This is a genomic window from Thalassolituus sp. UBA675, assembly GCF_002297765.1.
Taxonomy (GTDB): domain Bacteria; phylum Pseudomonadota; class Gammaproteobacteria; order Pseudomonadales; family Oceanobacteraceae; genus Thalassolituus.
On record NZ_DBNJ01000018.1, the window covers coordinates 57,896 to 67,362 of the forward strand.

A 9,467-nucleotide genomic window follows, 5' to 3' on the forward strand; every position below is an offset into this window, starting at 1 on the left:
TCGTGGGGTTGGCGGCCCGTATAGAGAAAAACTGGTACGGCAGTGCGCTGGGAAATCTTTGGTTGCTGCCGCTCTGGTGTCTGTTTGTTCTGGTAAGTGCGCTTCGGCGTGTTAAATATCAGATTTTCCCTGCCAGTCCGGCAGACACGCCGGTACTCGTTGTTGGCAATATTGCCATCGGCGGAACCGGAAAAACGCCGTTGATCACCTTGCTCGCCGAGCTCGCCGCAAAGCAGGGAATTCGCGTCGGTGTCGTGTCTCGCGGGTACGGCGGTCGTGCAGAGCAATACCCTCTGGTGGTTGATACAGATACACCTGTCGCGCAGTCGGGTGATGAGCCTGCTTTGCTCGCAGGGCTGGGGCTCCCGGTGGTTGTTGACCCTCAGCGAGCCCGTGCGGTAAAGGCGTTAAAAGATAAAGTAGATCTGATTCTGTCAGACGATGGCCTGCAGCATTATGCGATGGCCAGAGACGCCGAAATTGTTGTCAGTGATGCGACGCGCGGATTTGGTAATGGCTGGCAGTTGCCGGTTGGGCCTCTGCGTGAGCCCATATCCCGTATCGATACGTGTGATCTGCACCTGGTAAATGGCGTTGACTTCACGGTGCAGCCGACTGGTTATTTCGTTGGTTCGGTTGAGCTGTCGCCTCAGAGCCTGAAGGGCAGGCGTGTTCACGCTGTTGCTGGTATCGGAAACCCAGCGCGCTTTTTTACCACGCTCCGGCAGTTAGGCGCTGATGTTGTAGAGCATGCATTTTCGGATCATCACGCGTTTGTAAGAGAAGACCTTGTGTTTAATGATGATTTGCCCGTCGTCATGACAGAGAAAGACTGGGTAAAATGTCGTCACTTTGAACTACCAAATTCTGGATTCCTTCGGGTGAGCGCCGTACCGTCGGAAACCGCCGAAGAAAACATTTCGCAGTTATTGAAAAGATTGGGAGCAATCCGTCATGGATAAAAAATTACTGAGCATGCTGGTATGCCCTGAGTGTAAAGGCAAATTGAAGTACGACCGTGAAGCTCAGGAGCTTCTGTGTACGTTCGATGGTTTAGCGTATCCGATTCAGGATGGCGTGCCGGTAATGCTGGAAGGCGAAGCTCGTAAGATGGGCGAAGAAGAAAAGCTTGAGAAAGCCAAAGCGGTGAAACCAGCGGAATGATCCGGGTACTGTTTGTTTGCCTCGGCAATATCTGTCGCTCTCCAACGGCGCACGGCGTCATGCTCGGGCTGCTGGAGAGTGAGGGGCTGAATGATCAGGTCTTTGTCGACTCTGCGGGAACAGCAGGGTGGCATATCGGTAAAACGCCAGACCCGCGCTCTCAGCAGGCGGCACTCGCGCGGGGCGTTGATATTTCAGACCAGCGTGCACGCCAGGTTTCTGCAGAAGATTTTGAAACTTTCGATTATGTTCTGGCAATGGATCGATCAAACCTCGACGATCTGAAAGCGCTCTATGCCAGTAATGGAAGTCAGGGCACTGAGCCCAAACTGTTTCTGCGTGCATTTGGACGCAGCTTTGACGAACATGAAGTGCCTGATCCCTATTACGGTGGTGAGGCAGGATTTCGTCATGTTCTTGATCTGGTTGAAGACGCCTGTGACGGCTTGTTGGCCGACATCCGGCAGAAGATGGATGCCTGATGTCTCAGATGCCGGTCATTTCTGAACACTATTCACTCCACGATAAAAATACGCTCAGGCTGGCTTCGTGTGCGGAGTACTTCGCAACATTTACCTCAAGTGATGAACTTGCGGAGCTTGTTCACTGGGCAGAGCAGAAAAGCCTTGCGATCCGCGTCCTCGGCGGGGGAAGCAATGTCCTTATGCCTGAGTTCGTTCCGGGGCTCGTTATTCAGTCAAAAGATGAAACGGTATCGGTCGTTTCTGAAGATGAAAACTCAGTCGTTATAGATGTGGCGGCCGGGAAGTGCTGGCACGACTGGGTGGTAGAAAGCATTCAGTATGGCCATGGCCTTGAGAATCTTGCACTGATTCCAGGTTCGGTCGGCGCCTCGCCCGTGCAGAACATCGGTGCTTATGGTGTTGAGGTGTCAGACCTTCTTGTCTCTGTGACTGGGTTCAGTATTGCAGAACAGCGTATGCTGACAATTGAAAAAGCAGATTGCGATTTTTCCTATCGGGATTCTGTTTTTAAAAATCGCCTGAAAAATAATTTTGTTATTTGTAGTGTCAGGTTCCGATTGAATAAGTTCTTTTCGCCAAATCTTGAATATGCGCCGCTTAATTCACTTGAACCAAATGCCTTGTCTGCTCAGGATTTGATCGATTTTGTGGTCGGCGTCCGGTCTGCAAAACTGCCAGATCCTGGGCTGATTCCTAATGCTGGCTCCTTTTTTAAAAATCCGATTGTCAGTACTGAGACCGCCGACGACCTCAAAAACCTGCACCCAACACTGCCTGTTTATCCGGTTCATAGTGCTCCCCAGAGTGCTAAGTTGGCGGCAGGCTGGTTAATTGAGCAGTGTGGCTTTAAAGGCAAAGCGTACGGGCCCGTTGCCATGTATGAAAAACAAGCGCTCGTGCTGACCGCTCCGGGGGAGGCTGAGCTACAGGATGTCGCCCGCTTGCAAAGCCTGGTGCAGACAGAAGTCGAATCACGCTTTGGTGTCCACCTCGAACCTGAGCCGCAACTCTTTACTGACTGAGGTTTCGGCTCAGTTTATTCAGAATATCAAGGTGCGGCCCACATCGCGGACGATTTGCACTGGTCGAGGAACTACATCAAAGTCTCTGGTTACTGGAAACGGGGCATTCAAACTCAGTTTATTGGCGGATAGGCTTCTTAGTAAACGTGACGATGGCAATACCACCGAGAACCAACAGAGAGGCAATGACGAATCGACTGGTGATGGGCTCTGCCGCGAATAGCAATCCACCAACGGCGGCAATGACCGGCACTGAGAGCTGGACGACCGCCGCTTGAGATACCCGAAGGTGGCTGATGACGGCATACCAGACTGCATATCCAGCGCCTGATGCTAGTGCGCCCGATGAGATGGCGAGCAGGAGGCCTCTTTCCGTTAGGTAAACGTCTCCCAAAAAGTAAAAAAGCAGAATCAGCGCAGGTATGCACGAGCGTAAAAAGTTTCCACTGGTGTCTGCCAGAGGCGTCGCTGAGCCTCGCCCGATCAGGGTATATACGCCCCAGGCTGCCCCCGATATGGCCATAAGAACGAAGCCAGCAAGCTCAGGTGCTTCTGACCCTGGCAGCAGCATATAACTTAAGCCGCCAAAGGCCAGAAGAGTGCCGGCCCATTCTGTGAGCACAAGTCGATGCCCACGAAAAACGCCAATCAGAATCATGGAAAGCTGCACAAAACCAAATAAAATAAGTGCGCCAGCGCCGGTATCAATGCTGATGTAACCGAATGACAGGGTCGCTGCGTAAATAAACAGAGCCATTGCGGCGGGCCAGTTGCCGTAATTCAGGATTTGGCTCGGTCGACTGGGCTTCAACAGGATTAACGAGAGCAGGGCAAGGAAAACGGCGCCAGCAATAAGCCGCACCAAGGTGTATCCGGCCGGGTCGATAGTTTCGTCTTTGAGTGCCAGTCGGCAGAGGACAGAATTACCGGCAAAGGCAAGCATTGCAAAGGCGGTGAGCCCTAGTGTGCGAAGCCAGTGAGGAGGCGAACTCATAAAAGTCCGGGTTAAAACCCGAACTTTTCTAAGACAGGGCTTGAACCCTCATCCCAGCGGACAAGCCAGCCGTGATCGTCGCCCCAGTCACCGAGTACGATGCGCTGACGCTCCTGGCCGTTACATTCCCAGTCATGAGTTGCAGGGCGGTGAGTGTGACCGTGGATCAGCAGGTTTACACTCGCATCATCCATCACCTTGTCGACCTCTTCGGGGGTGACGTCCATGATGTCGTCCGCTTTCATCTGCTGGCCAGCTTTGCTCTCTGACCTGACCTGTTGACCAATGGCCAGTCTCTCTTCGATCGACTTGCTCAACAGATCTGCCTGCCACTCAGGGTTGCGGAACAGCTGTCGCATGTTCATGTAAGCAACGTCACGTGTACACAGGCTATCACCGTGCATCAGCAGCGCTTGCTGATCGCCAACGGTAATAACCGTACCCTCAGCGAGCATCTCCGCGCCGCAGGCGTTGGCAAATACATCGCCCATCAGAAAGTCGCGATTACCGTGCATAAAGAAAATCTTTACGCCTTGATCTGCGAGAGCTTTCAGTGAGGTTTGAATGCGTTCAACCAGAGCGTCGGTGTAATCGTCACCGATCCAGACTTCGAAGAAGTCGCCGAGAATATACAGTGTCTCTGCGCCTTTGAGCCGGTCCAGCAGTCCGAAGAAGCCTTCGGACATGGCTGGGCGATTGCCCTGCAGATGCAGGTCAGAAATAAAGTAATGCGTCATAGAAACCGGATCAGTCAGCGATGACTTCAGCTTTCTCGATGATTACGTCTTCCGCAGGTACGTCCTGGTGGCCCATAGCCATCGTAGTGCGCACGCCTTTGATGCGGTTTACCACATCCATGCCTTCAGTTACTTTACCGAATACCGCGTAGCCCCAACCCTGCATGTCTTTGCTGGTGTGGTTAAGGAAGGCGTTATCAGCAACGTTGATAAAGAACTGCGCGCTGGCAGAGTGTGGGTCCATAGTGCGGGCCATCGCCAGGGTGCCAACTTCATTCTTGAGGCCGTTGTCAGCTTCGTTTTCGATAGGCTCGCGAGTCGCCTTCTCTTTCATGCCAGGCTCCATACCGCCGCCCTGAATCATGAAACCGTCGATGACGCGGTGGAAGATAACGCCGTCGTAGAAGCCATCTTTAACGTACTGCTCGAAGTTCGCGGCAGTTTTAGGAGCTTTCTCGTGGTTCAGTTCGACTTTGATGTCACCAAAGTTGGTTTTCAGCAGGATCATGATTTCTCTCAGCTCAAATAGTGTGTTCGGGTATCCCTTACGGGCTTTCGGCGCGTATAATACCGCCTTTTTCCACGGCCCGACATGGGGCGGCTATCGTTTCTGTACAGATACGGACCAATATGACTGATACGACATCGAACACCAGTAATAATTTCATCGCCAAAATCATTCAGGAAGACCTTGATGCCGGGCGCGTACAATCGGTGCAGACCCGATTCCCGCCAGAGCCAAATGGTTATCTCCATGTCGGCCATGCGAAATCTATCTGCCTCAACTTCGGCGTTGCCAAACAGTTTGATGGCGCATGTAACCTGCGTTTCGATGACACCAACCCAGAGAAAGAAAGCCAGGAATTCATTGATGCGATCAAAGACGACATCACCTGGCTTGGTTATCAGTGGAAGGGCGATATCCACTATGCGTCTGATTACTTTGACCAGTTGCACGACTGGGCGGTTGAGCTGATCAAGGCCGATAAAGCCTATGTCTGTGACCTGAACGCCGAAGAAGCGCGCGAATATCGAGGCACTCTGACCGAGCCGGGTAAGAACAGCCCATATCGCGAACGTACTGTCGAAGAGAATCTCGACCTGTTTGCTCGTATGAAAGGGGGTGAGTTCGATACGGGTGCGAAAGTTCTGCGCGCTAAGATCGACATGGCGTCGCCGAACATGAATATGCGCGACCCGATCATCTACCGCATTCGTAAGATCACCCATCACCAGACTGGTGATACGTGGTGCATCTATCCGACCTATGACTTTACTCATGGGCAGTCGGATGCGATTGAGGGCATCACTCACTCTGTGTGCACGCTGGAATTCGAAGATCACCGCCCATTGTACGAGTGGTTCATCGAAAACCTGCCGGTACCTGCGCAGCCAAAGCAGTACGAGTTTGGCCGCCTGAACCTCGACTACACAGTAACGTCTAAACGTAAGCTCAAGTTCCTGGTTGATGAAGGCGTGGTCGCTGGCTGGGATGACCCGCGTATGCCGACTATTTCCGGTATGCGCCGCCGTGGTTTTACCCCAAACTCAATTCGCACCTTCTGCGACATGATTGGCGTAACCCGCAGTGATGGCATGGTTGATGTGGCCATGCTGGAGCACGCATTGCGTAGCGACCTGAACCAGAATGCACCTCGCGCCATGGCCGTGCTCAAGCCATTGAAAGTGGTAATAGAAAATCTGCCTGAAGATCACAAAGAAATGCTCAAAGCGCCATTCCACCCAGAGCTGGATCTGGGCGAGCGTGAGATGCCATTTACGCGTGAAATCTTTATTGATCAGGACGACTTCAAAGAAGAGTACAGCAAGAAGTTCAAGAAGAAGTTCTGTCCGGGCAAACGCATCCGTCTGCGTTTCTCTTATGTAATAGAAGCAACCGATTACGAGAAAGACGCCGATGGCAATGTCACGCTCGTGAAGGCGAAGCTGATTGAAAATACCCTCGGTGAAAATCCGGAAGACGGCGTAAATCCGAAGGGTGTTGTTCATTGGGTGTCGGCCACAGACCACAAAGAAGCCGAACTGCGTCTGTACGAGCGACTCTTCACCAGCGCGACGCCAGACAAAGGCGAGGGCGACTTCATGGATCACGTGAATAAAGATTCATTGAGCGTTGTTACTGCACTGATCGAACCGGCACTTGCAGAAGTGGATGCTGAGGCAAACTTTCAGTTTGAGCGCGAAGGCTACTATGTTGCTGATCGTTTTGAGCACACGGCAGAAAAACCGATTTTCAATTTAACTATCGGTCTTCGCGAAGACAAAGCCCTTTTGGGCTAACTACCTTGAAACTACAGCGTTGAAGTGCGCCTCAAAAATACTCATTTACTCTAGTAAACTCCGTTTTTTGATGCGCCCTTCGCCTTGTGTTTTCGGCGTCGTAAACGCCCAAAATTAACCGGCAACTAAAGCCCTAAATTTAGCTATCGGAAAAAACATGACACTGAAGATTTTTAACACCCTGACCCGACAGAAAGAAGAATTCAAACCCCTCGTACCCGGTAAGGTTGGCATGTACGTGTGTGGCATGACGGTCTACGATTTCTGTCACCTGGGGCATGCCCGTGTCATGGTCGCGTTCGATGTTATTGCGCGTTATCTGCGCCATCGCGGTTACGATGTGAATTACATCCGTAATATCACCGACATCGACGACAAAATCATTCAGCGTGCTAACGAAAATGGCGAAGCCTTTGATGCACTCACTGAGCGCTTTATCGCAGAAATGCACAAAGACTCAGAGTTGCTCGGTATCGAAAAGCCAGACGCAGAGCCAAAAGCCACCGCCCACATCGGTGACATCATCAAGTTGGTTGAAACTTTGATCGAAAAGGGTTTTGCTTACGCGGCTGATAATGGTGACGTGTATTACCGTGTTCGTAAGTTTGAAGGTTACGGCAAGCTGTCGGGCAAGGTTCTTGATGAACTCGAAGCTGGCGCCCGTGTAGAGGTGGGCGACGTCAAAGAAGACCCGCTCGACTTCGTACTTTGGAAATCCGCTAAGCCAGAAGAGCCACACTGGGATTCTCCTTGGGGTATTGGTCGCCCAGGCTGGCACATCGAATGTTCTGCGATGTCGACCTGCTGCTTAGGCGATACCTTCGACATTCACGGCGGTGGCCCGGATCTTAAATTCCCGCACCACGAGAATGAGATCGCTCAGTCAGAAGCAGCAACCGGCAAAAAATACGTCAATACCTGGATGCATGCTGGGGCAGTACGTGTCGATGGCGAGAAGATGTCTAAATCACTGGGCAACTTCTTCACTATTCGTGAAATTCTCGATAAGTACCCGGCAGAAGTCGTTCGCTTCTTGCTGCTGTCGAGCCAGTATCGCAGCCCAATTAACTACTCAGAAGACAGCCTGAAAGAAGCGCAGACTAAGCTCGAACGTTTCTATAATGCACTGCTGAGTGTTGAAGTGGGTTCTGTCAGCGATATTGATAACGACTACAGCGCACGTTTCCACGCAGCGATGGACGACGACTTCAATACGCCGGTTGCTATCGCTGTGCTGTTTGATCTGGTGCGCGACCTGAACAAAGCATCAGGCGAAGAGCAGGCCGCACTGGCGGGCCAGCTTCGTCATCTGGGCGGCGTGCTGGGCTGCTTGCAGTCTGACCCGCAAAGCTTCCTTCAGTCGGGTGCTGGTGATGAAGCGGAATGGATCGAAGAAATGATCCAGAAGCGTGCAGAAGCCAAAAAAGCCAAAGACTTTGCGACAGCAGACGCTGTACGTGACGAGCTGGTTGCTAAAGGTATTGTGCTGAAAGACGGACCAGAAGGGACGACCTGGTCGAAATCGTAATCTAATAAAAAAGTACTAGATTAACAAATAAAACGCCGGGCAATGCCCGGCGTTTTTGTATCTCATGGATGTAAAGATGTACTGTATATAAAAACAGTGTATTTCCGAGATTCGCGAAAATCTGGCACGCTTTACACTCGAGCTTGCGCGTTTTGCCGCAGGGTAGTACGGTAAACGTCATACGAATCAGAAACTTACAAGCTTGGTTTACAAGTTTATGTGCGCAGGATTATCGAAATAACAGGCGTGCGCGTTTTTCTGGAAGGGAGGTTTAAGTTATGGAAGATTCTTCAATGCAGTCAATGAGTTATCCTAGAAACCTCGAAAGAGTGTCCCAGGATAAACGCGCACGCACACTAATAACCTGTTAGCCGAAAGGAGTTACGTTGAAACGTTCAACGAAAAATCCGAGTAAAATATTTCAGCAAGTTCTAGAAGACGCTGAAAATAGGTTGGCCTTGGCGGCTAAATCCGCGGGAACTTTCCAGCACCGGGGAATACGTGGCGATGAAAGGGCTGAGGCACTGGCCCAATTTTTAAGGCAGCACCTTCCTCAAAATTTTTCAATCGGAAAAGGGGAAGCAATTGATTACCTAGACACTCGTACTGGGCAATTGGATCTTGTCATCTATGATAGTGCCTCAGCAGCCCCGCTTGTCAGCTCTGGCGAAAATTTATTGCTGCCAGCTGAGGCGCTCTATGCTGTTATTGAGGTGAAATCAGTATTGACACAAGTGGAGCTCGATTCATGTGCTTTGGCAGCAAAAAAAATAAGAGATCTAAAGCCTTATAAGCGCAAATTCTCTCCTACTCCGACAAAAGGTGAAGCGCCTAGCGATTGTTACCGATGCCCTTATATCGTATTCGCATTCACTAGCAACTTGTCAGATGACGGTTGGGCACAAAAAGAATTTGATAGAGTGAAAAAATCCGTACATGGAGTGGGCCTGGAAGAGGATTTGTTTGACAGGGTTATTGTTCTTGATAAAGGCTTGCTTCGGCCTCAGATAGCTGCTGCAAGAATACGAGATGAAGAGAACGGAATATTCCTAGATTTTTATATTCATCTAATGAATTATCTAATGAAAGAAAGGCGTCGAAGGCCTCCAATAGATATGCAAGCATATGCATCAACAGGAAAATGGATTTACTTAACATGATAGCGGCTAACAAACACAAGCAAGGGACCAAACTACGCTCCAACAACTTGTGGTGATCTTGCCCCGATAAAACGGA

Annotated in this window: 10 protein-coding genes; 7 read left to right on the top strand and 3 right to left on the bottom strand. The window is 50.9% G+C overall.

The window, feature by feature from the left end:
• Window positions 1-2 precede the first annotated feature (2 nt).
• The 4 genes from lpxK to murB are packed head-to-tail and all read left to right on the top strand — an operon-like array spanning window position 3 to window position 2,671.
• Complete coding sequence (lpxK, locus tag B3007_RS07935; RefSeq protein WP_301378622.1) at window positions 3-962, top strand: tetraacyldisaccharide 4'-kinase; 960 nt, start codon at window positions 3-5, stop codon at window positions 960-962.
• Window positions 955-1,164 carry a Trm112 family protein gene (locus B3007_RS07940; protein WP_301378624.1) on the top strand — a complete coding sequence of 70 codons (210 nt, stop codon included), beginning with the start codon at window positions 955-957 and terminating at the stop codon, window positions 1,162-1,164. Before lpxK ends, B3007_RS07940 begins: the two co-directional genes overlap by 8 nt.
• Entirely contained in the window at window positions 1,161-1,646 is a 486-nt protein-coding gene (locus B3007_RS07945) for a low molecular weight protein-tyrosine-phosphatase (RefSeq protein ID WP_068434726.1), read from the top strand. The genes B3007_RS07940 and B3007_RS07945 overlap by 4 nt, the downstream gene beginning before the upstream one ends.
• Window positions 1,646-2,671: a UDP-N-acetylmuramate dehydrogenase gene (gene murB / locus B3007_RS07950; protein ID WP_301378626.1), complete on the top strand. Its 1,026-nt coding sequence runs from the start codon at window positions 1,646-1,648 to the stop codon at window positions 2,669-2,671. The genes B3007_RS07945 and murB overlap by 1 nt, the downstream gene beginning before the upstream one ends.
• 118 nt (window positions 2,672-2,789) lie before the next feature.
• Here the strand turns inward: murB and B3007_RS07955 are convergent, their stop codons facing one another.
• From B3007_RS07955 to B3007_RS07965, 3 genes are read right to left on the bottom strand one after another with little or no spacing between them, the layout of a single operon-like run.
• Window positions 2,790-3,665 carry a DMT family transporter gene (locus tag B3007_RS07955; protein ID WP_301378628.1) on the bottom strand — a complete coding sequence of 292 codons (876 nt, stop codon included), beginning with the start codon at window positions 3,663-3,665 and terminating at the stop codon, window positions 2,790-2,792.
• A gap of 11 nt (window positions 3,666-3,676) precedes the next feature.
• A complete protein-coding gene (locus B3007_RS07960; RefSeq protein WP_301378630.1) occupies window positions 3,677-4,402 on the bottom strand; it encodes a UDP-2,3-diacylglucosamine diphosphatase in 726 nt (241 codons plus the stop codon).
• Between the two features lie 10 nt (window positions 4,403-4,412).
• Window positions 4,413-4,910, bottom strand: a complete 498-nt coding sequence (locus tag B3007_RS07965) for a peptidylprolyl isomerase (RefSeq protein ID WP_068443159.1) — start codon at window positions 4,908-4,910, stop codon at window positions 4,413-4,415.
• A 122-nt stretch (window positions 4,911-5,032) separates the two neighbouring features.
• Between B3007_RS07965 and B3007_RS07970 the strand changes: the two genes are divergently transcribed.
• From B3007_RS07970 to B3007_RS07980, 3 genes are all read left to right on the top strand, one after another.
• Entirely contained in the window at window positions 5,033-6,703 is a 1,671-nt protein-coding gene (locus B3007_RS07970; RefSeq protein ID WP_301378632.1) for a glutamine--tRNA ligase/YqeY domain fusion protein, read from the top strand.
• A 163-nt stretch (window positions 6,704-6,866) separates the two neighbouring features.
• Window positions 6,867-8,231, top strand: a complete 1,365-nt coding sequence (gene cysS / locus B3007_RS07975; protein WP_076517991.1) for a cysteine--tRNA ligase — start codon at window positions 6,867-6,869, stop codon at window positions 8,229-8,231.
• A gap of 386 nt (window positions 8,232-8,617) precedes the next feature.
• Window positions 8,618-9,391 carry a DUF6602 domain-containing protein gene (locus B3007_RS07980; protein WP_301378634.1) on the top strand — a complete coding sequence of 258 codons (774 nt, stop codon included), beginning with the start codon at window positions 8,618-8,620 and terminating at the stop codon, window positions 9,389-9,391.
• Window positions 9,392-9,467 lie beyond the last annotated feature (76 nt).